Source organism: Curtobacterium sp. PvP017 (genome assembly GCF_054060195.1).
Genome location: NZ_JBSSCY010000007.1, coordinates 136,893 through 155,663, shown reverse-complemented (window position 1 = coordinate 155,663; position 18,771 = coordinate 136,893). Strand labels below are relative to the sequence as shown.

Genomic DNA, 18,771 nt, shown 5'->3' with positions numbered 1-18,771 from the left:
GCGACCTGACCACCGGAACCGAGCCGCGCCTCCCGGTCGGACCCAGACCCGGGCGCCTGCTGGACGCGACACGAACGACGGCCCGCCCCGTTGCCGAGGCGAGCCGTCCGGTCGGACCGGGACGCTAACGCGCAGACGGAACGGCCGAGCCAACGAGTTCAGCCCGCACGATGTCCGCCCCAGCGGACAGCGCCCCGAGCTTGTCGAGCGCGGCCCCACGCGCAAGGGGAGCCATCCCGCAGTTCGAGCTGGGGATGAGCTTGTCCGCGTCGACGAACTCGAGCGCTCGACGCAGCACTTCCGCCACCTCTTCCGGGGTCTCCACGGTCTCGGTCGCGACGTCGATGGCCCCGAGCATGACCTTCTTGCCGCGGATCAGCTCGACGAGCTCGAGCGGCACGTGCGAGTGGATGCATTCGAGCGAGACGATGTCGATGGATGACTGCTGCAGGAGCGGGAACGACTGCTCGTACTGCCGCCACTCGGCCCCGAGGGTCTCCTTCCACTTGTTGTTCGCCTCGATGCCGTACCCGTAACAGATGTGCACGGCGGTCTCGGCGCGCAGGCCCTCGGTGGCGCGTTCGAGTGCGGCCACGCCCCAGTCCTGCACCTCGTCGTGGAAGACGGTGAAGGCGGGCTCGTCGAACTGGATGATGTCGACGCCGGCGTCCTGCAGTTCGCGTGCCTCTTGGTTGAGGATCGTGGCGAACTCCCACGCCAGCTTCTCGCGGCTCTTGTAGTGCTGGTCGGAGAGCGTGTCGATCATGGTCATCGGGCCGGGGAGCGCCCACTTGATCGGTCGGTCGGTCTGGGCGCGGAGGAAGCGGGCGTCGTCCACGAACACGGGCGCCCGGCGGCTCACGGCACCGACGACGGTCGGGACGGCCGCGTCGTACCGGTCACGGATTCGGACGGTCTCCTTGCGCTCCTGGTCGATGCCGTCGAGGTGCTCGATGAACGTCGTGACGAAGTGCTGCCGGGTCTGCTCGCCGTCGCTGATGATGTCGATGCCGCGGTGCTCCTGCTCGTGCACGGCTGCGCGGAGGGCGTCCTGCTTGCCCTCGGTCAGCGCGGCGCCGTCGAGCAGCCAGGGGGACCAGAGCCGTTCGGGCTCGGCGAGCCAGGACGGCTTCGGCAGGCTGCCGACGATCGAGGTGGGGAGGAGGGTGCTCATGCGGTTGCGAGTCCTAACGATCGAAGAGAAGGAACGGCGGCTTCGGCGGCGAAACGCGACAGCAGCGCGTGGTGCGGCGTCACGAGGTGCTCCTCGGTCCACCGGCCCTGGGTGATCCCGAGGCGGCTGCGCTCCTCGCGGTCGTAGGTGACCGGAGTGGGCGTGAAGTCGGTGTGGTCGAGCGTGGGGCGGTAGGTGCTGCCGGCCGGGGTGTTCGCGGCGTAGATCTCCGGGCGGTAGATCTTCTGGAACGTCTCCATGGTGGCGATCGTGCCGATGAGCTGGAGGTCCGTGTAGTCCCCGGTCAGGTCGCCGCGCGTGTAGAACGCGAGCGGGGCCGACGCTCCGGCGGGCTGGAAGTACCGGACCTGCATGCCCATCGGGCCGAAGTAGTCGTCGGTGAGCGAGGAGTGCTCGTGCTCGTACTCGGCGCCGAGGACGGGGTGGACGTACCCGTTCTGGCGGTAGGTCTGACTCGTCGAGACGCTGATGCAGACGACGGGCTCGGCACCGAACTCCGAGCGGAACGCGGAGGACTCCAGGAAGCGCTGGAAGAGCGCCCCGTGCAGCGCCCCGAAGTCAGACGGCAAGCCCGGCGATGACGGCAGCAGCACCGAGAAGTCGTAGTCGCGCAGGTACGACGAGAAGTTGTTCCCGAGGATGCCGTGGTGGTGCTCGCCGGTGAGCTGGTCGACGATCGTGACGTCGAGCATCTCGAGCAGTGGGAACTCGGCGTCCGCTCCATCGTCGAAGAACTGCAGCGAGGCCGAAACGATGTCGAGCTGCAAGCGGTAGCGATCACCGGCAGCCAAGAGGTCGTTCGCGCGTCCGTCGATCATCGCCAGCGCTGCACGCAGGTTTTCCTGTCGACGCTCGCCCCGCGCCAGGTTCGCGAAGTTCGTGGTCAACCGGGAGCTGTCCGCGGGGGAGTAGTCCTCGTCGAAGCGGGTCCGGGTGATGCTGAAGGTGAGGTCGTTCGCCATGGTCGGCAATCTGTTCGTCGAGCACCCGAGGGCACTGGGGAAGGGGTACCTCGATGATGGCGGGAACCACGAGCCATCAGGTAATACCGAGACGCTATGCACCGGTATAGCCTCGGCCTATGGCCCGTGTCTCGAACGACATCACCCTGCAGCAGCTCCGGTACTTCATCGAGGTCGCGACGGAGGGCTCGATCAGCGCAGCGGCCGACCTGCTCTACGTGTCGCAGCCGACGATGTCCGCCGCGATGAAGGACCTCGAGACGCGGATCGGGCGCCCGCTCTTCACCCGCTCGGCCCGGGGAGTCGTGCTCACCGTCGACGGCGTCGAGTTCCTCGGGTACGCCCGACAGGTCGTCGAGCAGGTCTCCCTGCTCGAGCAGCGGTACGTCGGCGGCCAGCGGTCGCGTCGGCTGCTCGGGGTGTCCGCCCAGCACTACTCGTTCGCGGTGGAGGCCTTCGTCCGGATGGTCGAGGCAGCGGCTGCGGACGAGTACCAGTTCTCGCTCCGAGAGACGCGCACCTGGGACATCATCGAGGACGTCCGCACCCTGCGCAGCGAGGTGGGCATCCTCTACCGCAACGACTTCAACACGCAGGTGCTCGGCAAGCTGCTGCGGGACGCCGGCGTCGTGTTCACGCCGCTGTTCGTCGCGCAGCCGCACATCTTCGTGGCCCGTCGGAACCCCATCGCGTCACGGGAGCGCGCGACTCTGGAGGACCTCGCCGACCTGCCTCGGCTCACCTTCGACCAGGGCGCGAACAACTCCTTCTACCTGGCGGAGGAGATCCTGTCGACGATGTCGAGCAAGCGGGAGATCCGCGTCTCGGACCGGGCGACGATCTTCAACCTCATGATCGGCCTGGGTGGGTACACGATCTCGACCGGGCTCATCAGCGACGACCTCGACCCCGAGATCGTCGCCATCCCCCTCGACGTCGACGAACGCATCGAGATCGGCTGGATCGCGCACGCCTCCGTGCCCCTCACCGTGCAGGCGCAGACGTACCTGGACGAGTTGCGTGCGGTGGTCAGCAGCTACGGCGTCGAGCCGCTCGGGTAGGCAGGCCGCGGTTCGCGCGGTTCGCGCGGTTCGCGCGGTTCCGGCGGTCGGCCGGGAGGCCCGTCATGCGTCCGTCAAGAGGCTGCGGTCTCGAGCATCGCCGTCACGTGCGGCGCGCTCCACCGCAGGAGCGCGTCAGCGGGTGGACTGTCGAGGTCCTCGCCCCAGATCGCGACGGCGGCACCCGACATCGGAGCTGCGAGCAGCGAGCCGGAGTCGCCGTCCCACGCCCGGAGTGACCAGTTCTCGCGGAGGTCGGCGACGGTGTACTCGCTGTCACCCGGGTCGAGGTCGGTCGGCACCTCGTACAGGTAGTACGAGTTGTAGTTGAGCAGGTCGATCCCGGCCTGCTGCAGGTCGACCGCACTCGCCCGTCGCACTCGGCGTTCGCGGCGCTCGGCTGCGTCCTCGGTGTCGCCGTCGAAGCTCCAGTAGGTGACGCGGATGCGCGGATCCAGGCGCCCGACCGCAGCGCGATCGATCCCGTCGTTCCACGCCCAGACCTCGCGGTTGCCGAGGGTGGCCGCCATCGCGTTCATCCACGTGACGCGTTGGGCGGCGGTGACGCCGTCGCCCCATTCATCGCCGCCGATGTGCACGGCGCGGCTGGACGGGAACGTCGACTGCAGCTCCGCGTAGAGCTTGGTCGCCAGCGCGAGACTCCCGGGTGCTGACGGGTCGAGCTCGCTCGCACCCGAGCGGATGCGATCGACCCACTTCGTGCCGTGTTCCGCCTCGAGCAGGGCGAAGGCGGCAGCCATGTGCCCGGGGGTGTCGACCTCGGGCACGATCGCGATGCCCCGCTTCGCCGCGTAGGTGGTGATCGTGCGTGCCTGCGCGGCGCTCAGGAACGGGCGATGGGTCACACGGCTCGTGTAGACACCGTGGTCGAGATCGGCGTTCGCGAGGGTCTGGCCGAGGACCTTGCTCTCGATCCCGACGTTCTGGTCGTCGGTGAGGTGCAGGTGCAGGAAGCGCCCGCCGTTGTCGTCGAGCAGGTCGATGTACCGCTTGATCAACGCCACGGGGTAGTAGGCGCGGGCGACGTCGAGCATCACGCCTGTCTCGGGACGCGTGCGTTTCGTGGGTTTCGTGCTGACGGTCGCGGTCGACGTGCGGCACTGTTTTGCGGAGTACGCACCAGTGCAGGCGAGGACCGAGTACTTCCCGGCTGCTGCACGGGAAGGTGTCCCGCGGACTGCGGTGACCGTCGTGCTCGAACCAGCGGACAACGCCTTCACCGCGACCCGGCCGAGTGTGTACTTCTTGGTGCCCGTGGACAGGTACAGCCAAGCTGAGGTAGCGGGCTTCCGCACCGAGGCGGTGTTCTTGAGCTTCAGGGTGGTGCGCACGGCGCTGCCGGTCGAGGTGACGGTGGTGGACGCGGTGACCTTCGTGACCGTCACCGTCGAGGCTGCGGTGTCCGCGGATCCTGCCGTTGCACGGATGCCGACCAGAGCTGCTGCCGACACGGCGATTGCCAAACCGACCGCGATGGTCCGTCTGACGGAGTGCGGCGCGGTCGCTGGACCGGCAGTCGGGTCCGGAGTTCCGGTGGAGGAGGGCACGAAGACGACGGTAGTTCACCAGGGTTGCGCGGTTAGCATTGCCCGACCCGGCGCCCGGTCGCGGACCACATCCCACCCAGGGGAGACAACGTGAACGGCCACGAGCGCACCACCGATCGCGGTCGGCGTCGCGGGTCGCCCCGGCTCGTCGCAGGCCTGGTCGTCGCACTCGTGTCGATCGTCGCGACGGGGTGCTCCGCGGCGAAGACCCCGGAGGTCGCCGAGCCGCTCGCGACATGGAACGCCGCCGTGGCCGACCGGACCGGGGCGCCCGCGAACTGGGTCGCCCTGGGGGACTCGATCACCGAGGGGCAGGGCGCCTCGTCACGCTCCACCCGGTGGATGGACCTCACGCTCGACCAGCTGCGCACGGAGCACCCGACCGACGGGGTCACCGGAGGGGCCGGGTACCTCCCGGCGCAGTTCGCCGTGTACGCACCGGACTCGACCTGGGGTGACTGGGCGACGGCGCGCACGGGGGAGAGTCAGTTCGACGTCACCACCCCCGACCTCGGCTACCGATCGGTCGCCATGCAGGCGGGCGCTTCGCGGAGCTACGGCTTCTCGGGCACCGGGATCGACATCTGGTGGGCGCGCTACCCCGGGTCCGGCGACTTCACCTACAGCGTCGACGGAGCCGCACCGACGACCGTGGCCACGACGGGGACCGCCAGCACCGGGACGACCACGACGGTGGACGGATTGTCGAGCGGGGAGCACACAGTGACCGTCACCGCCGTCGCGCCGTTCTCCTTGCTGGGGTTCACGATCTACGACGGTGACCGGGACAAGGGGATCCACCGCTACGACTCCGCGCACTCGGGATCGACGATCGCGACGTTCACGAAGGACCAAGAGGGCTTCCTGACGGCGATGCGTCGTGCTGCTCCGGACCTCATCACCATCACGCTGGGTGGCAACGACGCGGCGAACCTCACACCCGACGAGCTCGGCGCCCGGTACGTGGCGTTTCTCGAGACGCTCGCGGCGTTGCCCACGAAGCCCTCGCTGCTCGTGGTCGGCGAGTTCACGCCGGCGTCGAGCATGACGGACGGCATGGCGGAGCCGTGGTCGAGCTACCTCGCAGAGATCAAGCGTGCCGCGGCGAAGGGCGGCGCCGCGTACGTCAGCATGGCTGACACCTTCCCCGAGGCCGACACCTCCGGGACGGGGATCTACTCGACGGACGGCATCCACCCCAACGACGAGGGGCAGCGTCGGATCACGAAGCTCGTACTCGCCACCCTGGCTGCGCACGAGGGCGACTGAGCGACGGACGGGAGGCGCGGCGCCAGCTTGCACCGTGCCTCCCGTCCGCCGTGTGGCCCGGTTCAGGCGATGGTGCTGCCACCGTCGACCAGGAGCTCGCTTCCGGTCATGCCGGAGCTCTGGTCGGACACGAGGAAGAGGACCGCGGCGGCGACCTCCTCCGGACGCAGGAGTCGACCGAGGGGCATCCCGTCGGCCATCTGTTCCAGCAGCGCGTCGCCGTTGTCCGGAGCGAGACCCTTCAGCCCGGGCGTCTCGGTGGGCCCGGGGACGACCGTGTTGATCCGGATGCGTCGCGGTGCGAGCTCCGCGGCCCAGGTGCGGGTCAGGGTCGCGATCGCGGCCTTCGACGCGCCGTAGAGCCCGAACGACGGTTCCGTGCCGGAGGCTGCCGTCGACCCGGTGACGACGATCGCGGATCCTTCGAGCAGGAACGGCAGTGCGCCCTGCACGGTGAGGGTGGTACCGCGGACGTTCGTGCCGAAGGTCGCCTCGAAGTCCTCCGCGGTGACGTCAGCGAGGGGCTTGAACTCGCCGATCCCGGCGTTGACGTGCACGGCGTCGAGGCCGGACCCTCGCTCGGCGACGGCGCGGAAGACGGTCGCGATGCCGTCCGGATCGGTGGTGTCCGCGCGGATCGGCGTGACGGCGTTACCCAGTTCCTCGCGGATGGTGTCGAGTGCTTCCTGGCGTCGTCCGGTGACGAAGACGTGCGCTCCTTCGTCGACGAAGCGGTGGACGACGGCGAGGCCGATCCCCGACGTTCCGCCCGAGACGAGCGCGGTCTTACCCTGCAGTGCACCGGTCATGGTGTCCTCCTTGTTATTGACTGAATGATCCAGAACGGTACGTCATAATGGACGGATCAGTCAACAACCGACCTGCAGGAGTTCCGATGCCGCGACCACGCAAGTTCGACGAGGCCGACGTGATCGAACGCGCCCGACGAACCTTCGCCGAGAGCGGGTTCGAGGGGACGTCGCTCGACGACCTGCTCGAGGCGACCGGACTCGGGCGTCAGAGCCTGTACAACGCGTTCGGTGGCAAGAAGGAACTCTTCATGCGGGCCTTCCTCAGCGACACCGCGGAGGCCGTCGACGCGGTGAAGACCGTCCTGCAGGGGGCCGAACACCCGATCGCCCGGATCCGGACGCAGCTCGTGTCCTCGGCGGTCGAGCACGGTGAGGCCCAGGGGCCGCCGTCACTGCTGCTCCGCGCGGCGGTCGAACTCTCCGCTCGTGATCCGGAGGTCGCGGCGACCGTCACCGAGGCCTTCGACGCCATCCGTGCCGACTACACCGCGTGCATCGTCGACGCGCAGGAGGCCGGCGAGATCGAGGCCGACGCCGACGCGGAGGCGCTCGGTACCTACTTCTGCGCCGTCATCGAGGGGATGGGTGCGATCGGCCGCGTCGGGACGTCCCGCGCCGCGCTCCTGCAGGTCGGTCTCACCAGTCTGGGCGTCGTGCCGATCACGCCCCTGGGGCACGAGCACCTCGGCACCGCTGACGGCCCCTGGACCTGACCGGCGCACGGTGGGCAACGCCATCCGCGTCGGGCACGACCCGGTCGTCGTCGCCCTGCAGGACGAGGACGGGCCCGGTGATCGCGCACAGGTCCTCGGTCTGGTCCGTCTCCGAGAGCGCCTCGATGCCCTCGTCGTGCGCGACGGCGCTCCCCGTCATGCCCTGACGCCACCAGTTGGCGATGACCGGCTCGGACGGCGTCACGCCGTCACGGTTGAAGCCGGAGAACGGGCCGGAGGCGACGGCCTGGAAGAACTCGGCACGGTTGGCGGCGGGTGCCTGGCGGAACCCGTCGAAGACCGAGACGTCGGTGCCCTCCCGGCGGCTGCGACTCGTGCCGATCCGGCGCCCCTTCGTCTGGGCAGCGGCTTCCGGGCGTCGATCAGTTTTCCGACCGGAGCTTGTCGGGCACACCGTCGGAGCATGCGGAGCTAGCGGAGATCTGGTAGTCGCCGGGGTAGGCGTTGAAGCTCGCCGAGGTCACCGGACCGCCTCGACCACGGACGCCGGGTACTGGATTCGCGCCTCCGCTCTGGTACTCCTCGACCTGGATGCCGAGGTCCTGCCAGTGCTTGCTCACCGACTGGACGGCGGTCTTCGCGTCGGCGCCCGTGGTGTCCGCTCGCTTCATGACGTACACGAACGTCGTCCCCGTCGCACCACTCGGCTGCTCGCACTCCCGAACTCCCGGACCGCTCAGGTGCTCCCAGCGCCCGCCGGCTGCTGACGAGGACTGTTCCACGAAGTCGACAACGGACTGCTTCGCTTCTGACGGTTGCACGGTGGGTTCTGCTGGATCGTTGCTGCAGCCGGACAGGAGGAGGGTGGAGCATCCGAGGACCACTGCGGCCGCGATCGACCTGTTGAGCGGGGAGCGCTTCGTCGTCACGGTTGCCCCTGCATCTGATAGATCACGGTCTTCTCCTACCACGTCATTCCTCTGGGCTGCGCAGCGTCACTGCCGTACGGAGGTCACCAGGAGCTCGGCTTGTAGTCCTTCAGGAACACACCGAACACGTCCTCGCCCGCCTCGCCCCGCACGATCGGGTCGTACACGCGGGCAGCCCCGTCGACGAGGTCGAGCGGCGCGTGGAAGCCCTCTTCGGCCAGCCGGACCTTCGTCGGGTGCGGCCGCTCGTCGGTGATCCACCCGGTGTCGACGCTCGTCATCAGGATGCGATCGGTCTCGAACATCTCCTGTGCGCTCGTGCGGGTCAGCATGTTCACGGCGGCCTTCGCCATGTTCGTGTGCGGGTGCCCCGGCCCCTTGTAGGCGCGGCCGAACACACCCTCCATCGCACTGACGTTCACCACGTAGGTGCGGTGCGCCTCGCTCGCCGCCATTGCGGGGCGGAGCTTCGAGATCAGGATGAAGGGAGCCGTCGTGTTCGCGAGCTGGACCTCGAGCATCTCGAGCGGGTCGACCTCGTCGACGGCTTGCGTCCACGAGTTCGCGTCGTGCAGGTCGGGCACGAGTCCGCCGGCATCGATGGCGGTACCCATCGCGAGCCGTTCGAGCGAGCTGGAACCCGGAGCCATGGCCTGCTCGGTCAGTTCGTCGGCCCGGGCTGCAGCGGCCGCGAGGATCGGGTGCGCCGTCACCGACCGGGCGAGCGCCTGCGGGTGCTGGTCGTTCGTGTGCCCGAAGGTCACGAGCTCCGGCAGCGGGCCGTCCGGCAGCGGCGCGAGCTCGGCGTCGACGAGGGGCTGGTACGCGCCGGTCGATCGGCGGACCGTCTGCGTGGCGTTGTTGATCAGGATGTCGAGGGGGCCGGCCGCGGCGACGTCCTCGGCGAGCCCGATGACCTGAGCGGGGTCGCGCAGGTCGATGCCGACGACCTTGAGGCGCGAGATCCAGTCGGCCGAGTCGGGCAGGCTCGTGAACCGACGGACGGCGTCGCGGGGGAACCGCGTCGTGATGGTCGTGTGGGCGCCGTCACGCAGCAGGCGGAGCGCGATGTACATGCCGATCTTCGCGCGACCGCCGGTCAGCAGCGCCCGCTTGCCCGTCAGGTCGGTCCGGGCATCGCGCTTCGCGTGGCTCATCGCCGCGCACGAGGGGCACAGCTGGTGGTAGAACGCGTCGACGACGGTGTACTGCTGCTTGCACATGTAGCAGGGGCGTGACTTCAGCAGTGTGCCGGCGGTGGACGCCGTGGTCGAGGTGCTGATCGGGACCCCGCGGGTCTCGTCGTCGATCCGGTCGGCGGCTCCGGTCGCGGTGGCGGCGATCACGAGGCGGTCGGCCTCGGCGATGACCGCGCGCTTCTCGAGTCGGTGCGCACGCTTCACGGCCTTGAACATCTTCGCCGTGGCCTGTCGCACCCGCACGAAGTCGGGGTGCGTCTCGTCGATCTCGGTCATCTGCTCGAGCACCCGGAGCGTGGCGTCGAGGTCCTCGGGGAGGATGCCGCTGGGTTCGGGGTGCTCGGAGATCACACGGGATTCTACGTTGGATCAGGCCGCGTCGAGCTCCCGCGTCAACGCCGCCACGAAGTCGTCGATGTCCTGCTCCGACGTGTCGTACGCGCACATCCACCGCACCTCGTTGCGGCTGGCGTCCCAGTCGTAGAACCGGAAGTGCTTGCGCAGCCGCTCGGCCACCCCGGCGGGCAGCGTCGCGAACACCCCGTTCGCCTGGGTCTCCTGGCTGAACCCCACGCCCTGGATGCTGCCGTCGGCGATCCGGGCCTCGAGTGCTCCGCGGAGTCGGGCGGCCATGGCGTTGGCGTGCCCGGCGGAGCGCAGGTACAGGTCGTCGGACAACAGCGCGATGAGCTGGGCGGAGACGAACCGCATCTTCGACGACAGCTGCATGTTCATCTTGCGCAGGTAGTGCAGTCCCTCTGACGCGTCGGGGTTGAGCACCACGATCGCTTCGCCGTAGAGCATGCCGTTCTTCGTGCCGCCGAAGCTCAGCACGTCCACGCCGGCGTCGGTCGTGAAGTCACGCAGGGGGAGCCCGAGGGTCGCGGCGGCGTTGGAGATCCGAGCGCCGTCCATGTGCAGCGTCATGCCGAGCGGGTGGACGTGGTCCGCGATCGCCCGGATCTCGTCGACCGTGTAGGCGGTGCCGAGCTCGGTGGTCTGCGTGATCGACACCACGAGCGGCTGGGCGCGGTGCTCGTCACCCCAGCCCCAGGCCTCCTTGTCGATGAGCTCGGGGGTGAGCTTGCCCTCGGGGGTCTCGACCGGCAGCAGCTTGATCCCGCCGATGCGCTCGGGAGCGCCCGCTTCGTCGGTGTGGATGTGCGCGGTCGTGGTGCACACGACGGCACCCCACCGCGGCAGCATCGACTGCAGCCCGACGACGTTCGCGCCGGTCCCGTTGAACACCGGGAACGCCTGCGCCTGCGAGCCGAAGTGCTCGGCGATCACCTCGTTGAGGCGGGCCGTGTAGACGTCCTCGCCGTACGCGATCTGGTGGCCGTCGTTGGCCGCGGCGATCGCGTCGAGGACCTCGGGGTGGACGCCGGCGTAGTTGTCCGAGGCGAAGCCCCGCAGGTCCAGGTCGTGGAGTCGAAGGGTCACTGGTTCATCCTAAGGAAAGGGAGAGCGGGAGACGGGCGCCGTTCACGTCGGCCGGCGGTGCCGTCCAGAGCCGCACGACCTCGTCGCCGAGCCGCTCTTCGAGACCGGCCAGAGCGCCGACGACGAACACGGTGGCTGCCGCCGAGTCCGGTGCGTCCTTCCGGAAGCCCTGTGCGACGGCACGCACCCAAGCATCGGAAGCGGCCTTGGCGGCGGCGTAGTTGGCGGCACCCGCGGTGGGGGAGTCGACCGCGGTGGAGGAGACGAACGCGAGCCGTCCGGCCGGGGACGCCACCAGGTCGTCGTAGAACGCCCGCGTGGTGTTCCGGAGGGTGCGGAACGCTCGGTCGAAGAAGTCCCAGTCCTCGTCCGTCTGGCCGGCGATGCCGCCGCCCCCACGCCACCCACCGACCAGGTGGACCAGCCCGTCGACCGGTCCCGACGTCTCGCGGACCGCAGCCGCGAGCGCGGTGACCGCACCGAGGTCTGCGAGGTCGCACGTGTGGGTCGTGACGCCCGGGACGGAGGCGTGCAGGGCCTCCAGTGCGTCTCGTCTGGTGCCGACCGCGACGACGGTCGCCCCGGCGGAGGTGAGTGCGTGCACAACCGCCGCGCCGCTGGCACTGGTCGCACCCGCGATCAGCACCGTGCGACCGGACAAGGACCGAGCGCTCACGCGGCGACGTCCGCATCGGACGGCGCGACCGACGACGAACCGGTGATGCCGGCGGTCGAAGCGATGACCGTAGCCATCTTCTTGTTCAGCGCTTCGTAGAACATCGACAGCGGGAACTCGTCGTCCATCACTGCGTCGGTGTACCCCTTGGGCATTCCGGCGAGCGTTTCCTCCGGCAGCCCACGCGCCCATCTCGACGCCGGGTGCGGCGTGAGCGTCCGGGTGAGCATCTCGTACGCAGCGAGCCAGTGCGCCGACTTCGGCCGGTCGATCGACCGCCGGTACAACTCGTTGATCTGATCGCTGAGCGCGATGATCACGTCCGGCACCGCATCCCAGTCGATCGTGAGCTGCGTGTCGGTCCAGTGCAGGACATCGTGCTGGTGCATCCACGCGAACAACAACTGCCCGCCGAGTCCGTCGTAGTTCCGGACACGGCTGCCGGTGATCGCGAACCGGAAGATGCGGTCGAAGACGACGGCGTACTGCACCAGGCGGGCGTGGTCGCGGATCGCGCGTTGGGCATCATTGAGATCTGCATCCCGCAATGCCGAAAGTGCACGTTCGAGCCGCACGGACTCCCGGAACGCCGTCAGGTCGCACCGCAGTTCTTCGAGCGAGTAGAGGAAGAACGGCATCCGCTGCTTGATCATGAACGGATCGAACGGCAGGTCCCCGCGCATGTGCGATCGGTCGTGGATGAGGTCCCACATCACGAACACCCGTTCCGTCAGCTCCTGGTCGTCGAGCATCGCTGCAGCGTCGTCAGGCAGTTCCAGTTTCGTGATCTCCGCAGCGGCACGCACGACTCTGCGGTAGCGAGCGGCTTCGCGGTCCTGGAAGATCGCACCCCACGTGAACGTCGGGATCTCGCGCATCGCGACCGTCTCGGGGAACAGCACCGCCGAGTTCGTGTCATAGCCGGGCGTGAAGTCGACGAACCGCAACGCGACGAAGAGCGTGTTGCTGTAGTCGCCCGCTTCGAGTTCCACGACGAACTCCGGCCAGATGACCTCGACCAGGACGGCTTCGACGAGCCGCGAGGAACTGCCGTTTTGCGTCACCATCGGGAAGACGACCAGGTGGCCGAGCCCGTCGACGCGGTGCTGTTGCGGCTGGAATTCGTTCAGTGCGTCGAGGAAGTCGGGAACGCCGAAACCGTCGCGTTCCCAGCGTGCGAAGTCGCGCTGCAGTGCAGCGAGGTACGCCGCATCGTGCGGGAAGAACGGTGCCAGTTCGGCAATGGCCGGGAGGATCGTGGCCAGGTGCTCGGAAGCGGTTGCGTGATCCGCGTGGTCGGGTATCGAGCCGTCGGCCGTCTGCAACGCACGGAACGACACGACAGCGGCTTTCAGCCGCGTCCACGCGGGGTGCTCGGCGACCTCGCGCACCGACGTGCGGTCCTCGACGACCTCGGGTTCTCCGACGATGGCGCCCTGCGTGAACTCCTGGACGAACTGTGACATGTCGAACCTCCCGTCATTGGGCCGGCCGCGGATCTGCGGCGTGGTGGTGCGCTTGTCATGAGCCTAGGGAGGATCGGGAGACGCATTCTTGCCCATTTGCGGGGGATTCGTGCGCGGCGCTGTTCTCCGCGCACGCGATGCCGTTCTGCGCGCAACGTTTCGCCGACGCGGGCTCGGGGGAACGTCAGCAGCTACGACTTCGTGACGGCGGCGATCGGCTCGCTCACGGTCGAGCTCGGGTGCTCTGTGCGCCATCGCCGGACTGCCGCAGGGTCCGGCGATGCTCCCTAGGGGATCGGCTGCAGCGCGCCGGTACTAGCCTCAGAATGTGAAACATGACGAACGGATGGATCTGGTGTGGTGGAGGCAGGGATCATTCGCGATCGCCTCTTCGAGCGTTGCTCTCGGTACTTCGATGACCACTGCGCCGGCTTCGACTTGGTGGGGAGCAGCGTCGCTCCTCGTCGTCGGTGGCACCCTCGTCTGCTTCGTCTTTTTGTGGGGACTACGTCGGTGCAGGGATGGCTCGCCAGTCACGCTCCGCGTGGCGGACTGGGTGAGCTTTGCGATCGGCCTCGGAGGCGGACTGCTCGGAGGGGTTCTCTTCTTCGAAGGCTCGGCTGCCTTCGCTGCGCTCTTTCCCGTCCCGCTCGTGGCGATCGACTCCGCTGTCAGTCGTTCCGGCGGGGGACTGCGAGACCGGTCGATCGTGCTCGGCCTGATCGCTGCCCTGATCGCCGTGGTCCTCTTCTGGAACGCCGACGTGCGCCAGGGCTTCTCCGACCTGGTCCAGGGATCGGTGGTCGCCGGCGTCCTGCTGGCGGTGGGGCTCGTCCTGAGGGGGGTCGTTCGGCGACAGCGCGCCTGACCAGCGCGGTATCGCGACCCTCCGGCTCCGCGGCGCCGACTCGGTCGATACGGTTGTCTGCATGGCACGCTTCACGCCCCCAGCCGCCGACGCGATGCGCGCACGACTCCTGCTCGCAGCACGCGACGAGTTCGCCGCGGCTGGGCTCGTCGGCGCCAAGATCGAACGGATCGCCGCGGCGGCGTCGAGCAACAAGGCGCAGATCTTCCACTACTTCGGCAGCAAGGAGGGACTGTTCGACGCCCTCCTCGCACAGACCGTCGCCGAGACGTTCGACGAGGTCCCCGTCGACACCGACGACCTCGCCGAGTGGGCCGCCCGCCTGCACGACTCGTACGTCCAGCGCCCGTGGGCTGAGCGGCTCGCGACCTGGCACCGCCTCGAGCGGGGGAGTGACGGTGCGCTCGAAGCCGTCATCGCCAGCAACACCGAGGCCGTCGCCGCGGTCGAGCACGCCCAGCGCGCCGGGGTCCTGCCGCGCAGCTACCGGCCGGCGGTGCTGCTCGGTCTGGTGATGCACCTCGCCGCGTTCTGGAGCTCGACCTCTCCCGAGTACGGCTCGTTGGTCGCGGCGGTCGCACCTGCGCGTCGCCGGCAAATCGTGATCGACGCGGTGAAGGCGCTCGTCGGGGGCTGACGTCTCGTGCGCCCGGGCGTAGGGTTCGGCCCATGAGCAGTGACAGCCGTCTTCTCCGGGCAGCCTTCGGTCGGCCGTTGGTCTGGGTCGGCGCGGTGTGGATCGCGGTCGGGGTGCTGTGGAGCGTCATGGCGGTCATCGAACCGAGTGGCTTCCGCGTGTTCATGGCTGTCCTGTGGCTCGTGCTCGGCGGCAGCATGCTCGCCGTCGCGCTCCGCGACAAGAAGCGCGGCCTCGGCCGGTACCAGCGCTAGTCGCGGCGGCCCGAGGCCGCAGGAACGACCCGCACCGGGCCTCCCGTCAGCCTGCCGCGCCCGCAGCGACCCGCAGCGTCCGCTCCGCATCGTCGAGGTAGTCCGCCAGCAGTGCTGAGGCCCCGGTCTGGTCGCCGGCGCGCAGCGCCACGACGATCGCCTCGTTCCGCTCCACGAACTCGGCGTGGAACGACGCCGGGTCGTCGGCCGTCAGGAAGGCCAGCCGCATCTCGGCGAGCAGCCCGTCCATCAGCCCGTGGATCCGTGTGCTCGGAACCGCGCGCACGAGCTCGGAGTGGAACCGGATGTCCGCCGTGCCGACGGCACCCCAGTCGCCCGTGACCGCAGCGTCCCGAGCAGCCGTGACGGCGGCGGCAGCAGCGTCGAGCGCCGGTGACGTCGGTGTGCACGCCCGCACCGCGGCTTCCTCGAGTACCCGCCGGGCGGCGTAGAGGTCGGTGACGTCCTCGGCGGAGAGTCGTCGCACGAAGACCCCGCGGTTGAAGACGTGCTCGACCAGCCGGTCCCGCGCGAGCAGCCGGAAGGCCTCGCGCAGCGTGTTCCGCGACACCCCGAGCTGGTCGCTCAGCCGCTCCTCGGACAGCTGCGCCCCGGGGGAGAACTCGCCCGAAGCGATCATGGTGCGCAGCCGATCGGCCGTCGAGTCGGCACCACTGACGGTTCGGGTCATGTCCCGATCCTGACACGGCCTCGGGCATCGCCGGTGCGAACCTCGCACCGTGTGACCGTCGTGTTACAGAGCGGAACAGCCTCTTGCGATTGTTGAACAATGCGGGCCAGACTGTCCCGCATGTTCGTCCTCATCGGCGTCGCCGTCGTCATCATCGGGTTCGCGTTGCGCATCAACGCGCTGCTCGTCGTGACCGTCGCGGGCATCGTCACCGCGGCCATCGGCGGGATCGGTCCCGTCGGCATCCTCACTGCGTTCGGCGACGGTTTCGCGTCGAGCCGGTCCGTCACGACCTTCGCGCTCGTCCTGCCCGTCATCGGCCTGATCGAGCGCTACGGGCTGCAGGACCAGGCCAAGCGCCTGATCGCGAAGCTCGACAAGCTCACGACGGGTCGTCTGCTGGCGGGCTACCTGGCCATCCGGCAGGTCACGGCTGCGGTCGGCCTGACCAGCATCGGCGGGCCGGCGCAGACCGTGCGACCCCTCGTGCACCCGATGGCCGAAGGTGCGGCGATCAAGAAGTACGGCCGGATCGACGAGCGGATGCGCGAGAAGATCAAGGGCTACTCGGCGTCGTCCGACACCGTCGGGGTCTTCTTCGGCGAGGACGTGTTCGTCGCCGTCGGCTCGATCCTGCTCATCACCACCTTCGTCGACGCCACTTACGGTCTGTCGCTCGAGCCCATCGACCTGGCGCTGTGGGCGATCCCGACGGGCATCGCCGCGCTCCTGGTCCACGGCACGCGGCTGCTGCTGTTCGACCGCACGCTCGACAAGATGGCCGCCGATGCCCGCGTCGACGCCCCGACGCAGGGAGCAGCAGCGTGATCACCAGCGAATGGCTCTACTGGCTCATCGGCGCGTTCTTCATCGCGGTGGCCGTCCTCATCGTCACGGACACCTCGCACGCCAAGCGACTCGGCAACGCGGCGTTCTGGGGGATCCTCGGGGTCTCGTTCTTCTACGGCACCTTCGTCGCCGCCAAGACGGCGCCGTCGTGGGTGCTCGGCATCGCCGTCCTGGTGATGGTCGCGCTCGCCGGACTCGGGTTCACCGGGACCACCAGTCGCACGCGGGTCGCCAGCATCCCCGGTGCCGGCACGGGGGCGGAGACCGGCCCGGCCGAACCCACCGCTGCCGCCACGAAGCCGTCCGCCAGCACGAGCGTCCTCGCCACCACCAGCCCCGACGAGCGCGCGGCGTTCGCCACCCGGTTCGGCAACAAGCTCTTCATCCCGGCCCTGGTCGTGCCCGTGGTCGCCGTGCTCGTCGCGACGCTCGGGCCGCTCGTCTCGATCGGCGGTGCGCCCCTGCTCGCCGAGGGCAGTGCGACGCTGACCGGCCTGGGCATCGGCTCGGTGCTCGCCGTCGTCGTCGCGGTGTTCGTCCTGCGTCCGCCGAGGATCGCGACGCCCATCCGTGAGGGCGGTCGACTGCTGCAGGCCATCGGGTGGGCAGCGCTCCTGCCGCAGATGCTCTCCACCCTCGGCATCGTCTTCACCCAGGCCGGGGTCGGCGATGCCGTCGGCACCATCATCAAGTCGATCCTGCCCGGCGGCTCGCTGATCGCCGCGGTGGTCGTCTACTGCCTCGGCATGGCGCTCTTCACGATCATCATGGGCAACGCGTTCGCCGCCTTCCCGATCATGACGGCCGCGATCGGATGGCCCGTCCTGGTGCAGGGCTTCGACGGCAACCCCGCCGCGATCTTCGCCATCGGCATGCTCGCCGGCTTCTGCGGCACGCTGGTCACGCCGATGGCCGCGAACTTCAACCTGGTTCCGGCTGCCCTGCTCGAGATGCGGGACAAGTACGGCCCGATCAAGGCGCAGATCCCGACCGCCGCCATCCTGCTCGTCGTCAACATGGGAGTCATGTACCTTGTCGCTTTCTGATGCTGCCCCGCTCGACCTGACCCGGGCCGCGTGGGCCGACCGCTTCGCGGCCGTCGCTGCCGAGAACACCACGCGCGAGTACCCGTACGCGGCGCACCACACGACGTCCGGTCCGGACGACCGGGCACTACCGGTCGAGCTGCACCCCGCCTTCGCGACGTCCTACGACTGGCACTCGTCCGTGCACATGCACTGGCTCGCAGCGCGTCTGGTCGCGCACGGCCTGTCGGCCGACCTGGAGGCCCGACTCACCACGATCCTGCGGGCCCACCTGAGCGCGGATCACCTGGCGACGGAAGCCGCCTACTTCCACACGACGCCGCACTACGAGCGCCCCTACGGGTGGGCCTGGCTCGCGAAGCTCGCCGCCGAGGTCTCCGCGTCGGACGTCCCGGCGATCCGGGAGCTCGCCCCGGGGTTCGTGTTCGTCGTCGACGTGCTCGAGGACCTCGTCACCCGCTGGGTCGACGGTGCCGCCCACCCCGTCCGGCACGGCGTGCACTCGAACTCGGCCTTCGGGCTGCTGCTAGTGCTCGAGGCCGCACGGTCGCTCGGGCGCGACGAGCTCGCCGCGACGGTGGAGCGTGCCGCGCGCGAGTGGTTCGGAGATGACGCCGGCTGGCCGTTCGCCTGGGAGCGCAGCGGACACGACTTCCTGTCGGCCGGGCTGGCCGAGGCCGACCTGATGCGGGCAGTGCTGACCCCGGCCGAGTTCGCGACGTGGTCGGACGGCTTCTTCGCCCAGGTGCGGTCGGGCGACGCGATCCTGCAGTCCACGGTGGTCCGCGACGAGGCCGACCCGCAGCAGGTGCACCTGTTCGGGCTCGACCTGTCACGAGCGGGATCGGCCCGGCGCATCGCGGACGCCCTGCGCGCCGGCGAGCTGGACGACGACGGACTCGCGAGCCTGCTCGACGAGGCGGCCGACCGGCTGCTGGCCTCCGGGCTGGCAGCCAGTGTCGGCGAGGAGTACTACTCCACGCACTGGCTCGCGAGCTTCGCCTGGGACGCGATGGAAGCGCGGGAGCACGCCGCGCGCTGACCCCCGAACGAGGGGCATGGTCGCCGATCCGACGTGCTGCTGTCAACCCCCTGCGTCGGTTGCGCAATGCACCTACCCTCGGTGCGCAGCCGAGATCCGGCTGGGTACCCGAGGGGAACGGGTGCCACCA

General features: G+C 69.2%; 20 protein-coding genes. 9 read left to right on the top strand and 11 right to left on the bottom strand.

What is annotated here, in order from left to right; genetic code table 11:
* Positions 1 to 124: 124 nt before the first annotated feature.
* Positions 125 to 1,174, bottom strand: coding sequence for a methionine synthase (locus tag ACVKXF_RS14560; protein ID WP_456796157.1), 1,050 nt, complete (start codon positions 1,172 to 1,174; stop codon positions 125 to 127).
* Positions 1,171 to 2,157: a putative oxygenase MesX gene (locus ACVKXF_RS14555; protein ID WP_456796156.1), complete on the bottom strand. Its 987-nt coding sequence runs from the start codon at positions 2,155 to 2,157 to the stop codon at positions 1,171 to 1,173. Before ACVKXF_RS14555 ends, ACVKXF_RS14560 begins: the two co-directional genes overlap by 4 nt.
* Before the next feature lie 119 nt (positions 2,158 to 2,276).
* Between ACVKXF_RS14555 and ACVKXF_RS14550 the strand changes: the two genes are divergently transcribed.
* Positions 2,277 to 3,218, top strand: coding sequence for a LysR family transcriptional regulator (locus ACVKXF_RS14550; protein ID WP_456796155.1), 942 nt, complete (start codon positions 2,277 to 2,279; stop codon positions 3,216 to 3,218).
* A gap of 74 nt (positions 3,219 to 3,292) precedes the next feature.
* On the opposite strand, the gene ACVKXF_RS14545 is transcribed toward ACVKXF_RS14550, so the two are convergent.
* Positions 3,293 to 4,690, bottom strand: a complete 1,398-nt coding sequence (locus tag ACVKXF_RS14545; protein ID WP_456796154.1) for a family 20 glycosylhydrolase — start codon at positions 4,688 to 4,690, stop codon at positions 3,293 to 3,295.
* A gap of 186 nt (positions 4,691 to 4,876) precedes the next feature.
* On the opposite strand from ACVKXF_RS14545, the gene ACVKXF_RS14540 reads away from it, so the two are divergent.
* Positions 4,877 to 6,055 (top strand): SGNH/GDSL hydrolase family protein, encoded by a 1,179-nt coding sequence (locus ACVKXF_RS14540; RefSeq protein WP_456796153.1) that lies wholly within the window; start codon positions 4,877 to 4,879, stop codon positions 6,053 to 6,055.
* 62 nt (positions 6,056 to 6,117) lie between these two features.
* Here the strand turns inward: ACVKXF_RS14540 and ACVKXF_RS14535 are convergent, their stop codons facing one another.
* Entirely contained in the window at positions 6,118 to 6,864 is a 747-nt protein-coding gene (locus ACVKXF_RS14535; protein WP_456796152.1) for an SDR family NAD(P)-dependent oxidoreductase, read from the bottom strand.
* Between the two features lie 86 nt (positions 6,865 to 6,950).
* Between ACVKXF_RS14535 and ACVKXF_RS14530 the strand changes: the two genes are divergently transcribed.
* Positions 6,951 to 7,580, top strand: coding sequence for a TetR/AcrR family transcriptional regulator (locus ACVKXF_RS14530; protein WP_456796151.1), 630 nt, complete (start codon positions 6,951 to 6,953; stop codon positions 7,578 to 7,580).
* Here the strand turns inward: ACVKXF_RS14530 and ACVKXF_RS14525 are convergent.
* The 6 genes from ACVKXF_RS14525 to ACVKXF_RS14500 form a co-directional block, all read right to left on the bottom strand.
* The gene (locus ACVKXF_RS14525; protein ID WP_456796150.1) at positions 7,528 to 7,995 is read right to left on the bottom strand and encodes an alpha/beta fold hydrolase; all 468 of its coding nucleotides are present in this window, start codon (positions 7,993 to 7,995) and stop codon (positions 7,528 to 7,530) included. The genes ACVKXF_RS14530 and ACVKXF_RS14525 overlap by 53 nt on opposite strands.
* Complete coding sequence (locus ACVKXF_RS14520) at positions 7,964 to 8,212, bottom strand: hypothetical protein (protein WP_456796149.1); 249 nt, start codon at positions 8,210 to 8,212, stop codon at positions 7,964 to 7,966. Before ACVKXF_RS14520 ends, ACVKXF_RS14525 begins: the two co-directional genes overlap by 32 nt.
* Before the next feature lie 341 nt (positions 8,213 to 8,553).
* A complete protein-coding gene (locus ACVKXF_RS14515; RefSeq protein WP_456796148.1) occupies positions 8,554 to 10,020 on the bottom strand; it encodes an SDR family NAD(P)-dependent oxidoreductase in 1,467 nt (488 codons plus the stop codon).
* 18 nt (positions 10,021 to 10,038) lie between these two features.
* On the bottom strand, positions 10,039 to 11,112 hold the full coding sequence (locus ACVKXF_RS14510) for a threonine aldolase family protein (RefSeq protein ID WP_456796147.1): 1,074 nt from the start codon (positions 11,110 to 11,112) through the stop codon (positions 10,039 to 10,041).
* A gap of 4 nt (positions 11,113 to 11,116) precedes the next feature.
* Positions 11,117 to 11,788, bottom strand: a complete 672-nt coding sequence (locus ACVKXF_RS14505) for an SDR family NAD(P)-dependent oxidoreductase (protein ID WP_456796146.1) — start codon at positions 11,786 to 11,788, stop codon at positions 11,117 to 11,119.
* Positions 11,785 to 13,254, bottom strand: coding sequence for a DUF6421 family protein (locus tag ACVKXF_RS14500; RefSeq protein ID WP_456796145.1), 1,470 nt, complete (start codon positions 13,252 to 13,254; stop codon positions 11,785 to 11,787). Before ACVKXF_RS14500 ends, ACVKXF_RS14505 begins: the two co-directional genes overlap by 4 nt.
* Positions 13,255 to 13,582: 328 nt before the next feature.
* Between ACVKXF_RS14500 and ACVKXF_RS14495 the strand changes: the two genes are divergently transcribed.
* The 3 genes from ACVKXF_RS14495 to ACVKXF_RS14485 all read left to right on the top strand — a co-directional run bounded on the left by ACVKXF_RS14495 (position 13,583) and on the right by ACVKXF_RS14485 (position 15,013).
* Positions 13,583 to 14,122 (top strand): hypothetical protein, encoded by a 540-nt coding sequence (locus tag ACVKXF_RS14495; protein ID WP_456796144.1) that lies wholly within the window; start codon positions 13,583 to 13,585, stop codon positions 14,120 to 14,122.
* A gap of 61 nt (positions 14,123 to 14,183) precedes the next feature.
* Positions 14,184 to 14,759 (top strand): TetR family transcriptional regulator, encoded by a 576-nt coding sequence (locus tag ACVKXF_RS14490; protein WP_456796143.1) that lies wholly within the window; start codon positions 14,184 to 14,186, stop codon positions 14,757 to 14,759.
* A 32-nt stretch (positions 14,760 to 14,791) separates the two neighbouring features.
* Positions 14,792 to 15,013, top strand: a complete 222-nt coding sequence (locus ACVKXF_RS14485; RefSeq protein ID WP_148061831.1) for a hypothetical protein — start codon at positions 14,792 to 14,794, stop codon at positions 15,011 to 15,013.
* A 46-nt stretch (positions 15,014 to 15,059) separates the two neighbouring features.
* On the opposite strand, the gene ACVKXF_RS14480 is transcribed toward ACVKXF_RS14485, so the two are convergent.
* Positions 15,060 to 15,704, bottom strand: a complete 645-nt coding sequence (locus tag ACVKXF_RS14480; protein WP_123314313.1) for a GntR family transcriptional regulator — start codon at positions 15,702 to 15,704, stop codon at positions 15,060 to 15,062.
* 120 nt (positions 15,705 to 15,824) lie between these two features.
* On the opposite strand from ACVKXF_RS14480, the gene ACVKXF_RS14475 reads away from it, so the two are divergent.
* From ACVKXF_RS14475 to ACVKXF_RS14465, 3 genes are read left to right on the top strand one after another with little or no spacing between them, the layout of a single operon-like run.
* Positions 15,825 to 16,532 (top strand): DUF969 domain-containing protein, encoded by a 708-nt coding sequence (locus tag ACVKXF_RS14475; RefSeq protein WP_123291728.1) that lies wholly within the window; start codon positions 15,825 to 15,827, stop codon positions 16,530 to 16,532.
* Positions 16,529 to 17,599 (top strand): DUF979 domain-containing protein, encoded by a 1,071-nt coding sequence (locus ACVKXF_RS14470; protein ID WP_123291729.1) that lies wholly within the window; start codon positions 16,529 to 16,531, stop codon positions 17,597 to 17,599. The genes ACVKXF_RS14475 and ACVKXF_RS14470 overlap by 4 nt, the downstream gene beginning before the upstream one ends.
* Positions 17,586 to 18,641, top strand: a complete 1,056-nt coding sequence (locus ACVKXF_RS14465; RefSeq protein WP_456796142.1) for a DUF2891 family protein — start codon at positions 17,586 to 17,588, stop codon at positions 18,639 to 18,641. Before ACVKXF_RS14470 ends, ACVKXF_RS14465 begins: the two co-directional genes overlap by 14 nt.
* Positions 18,642 to 18,771 lie beyond the last annotated feature (130 nt).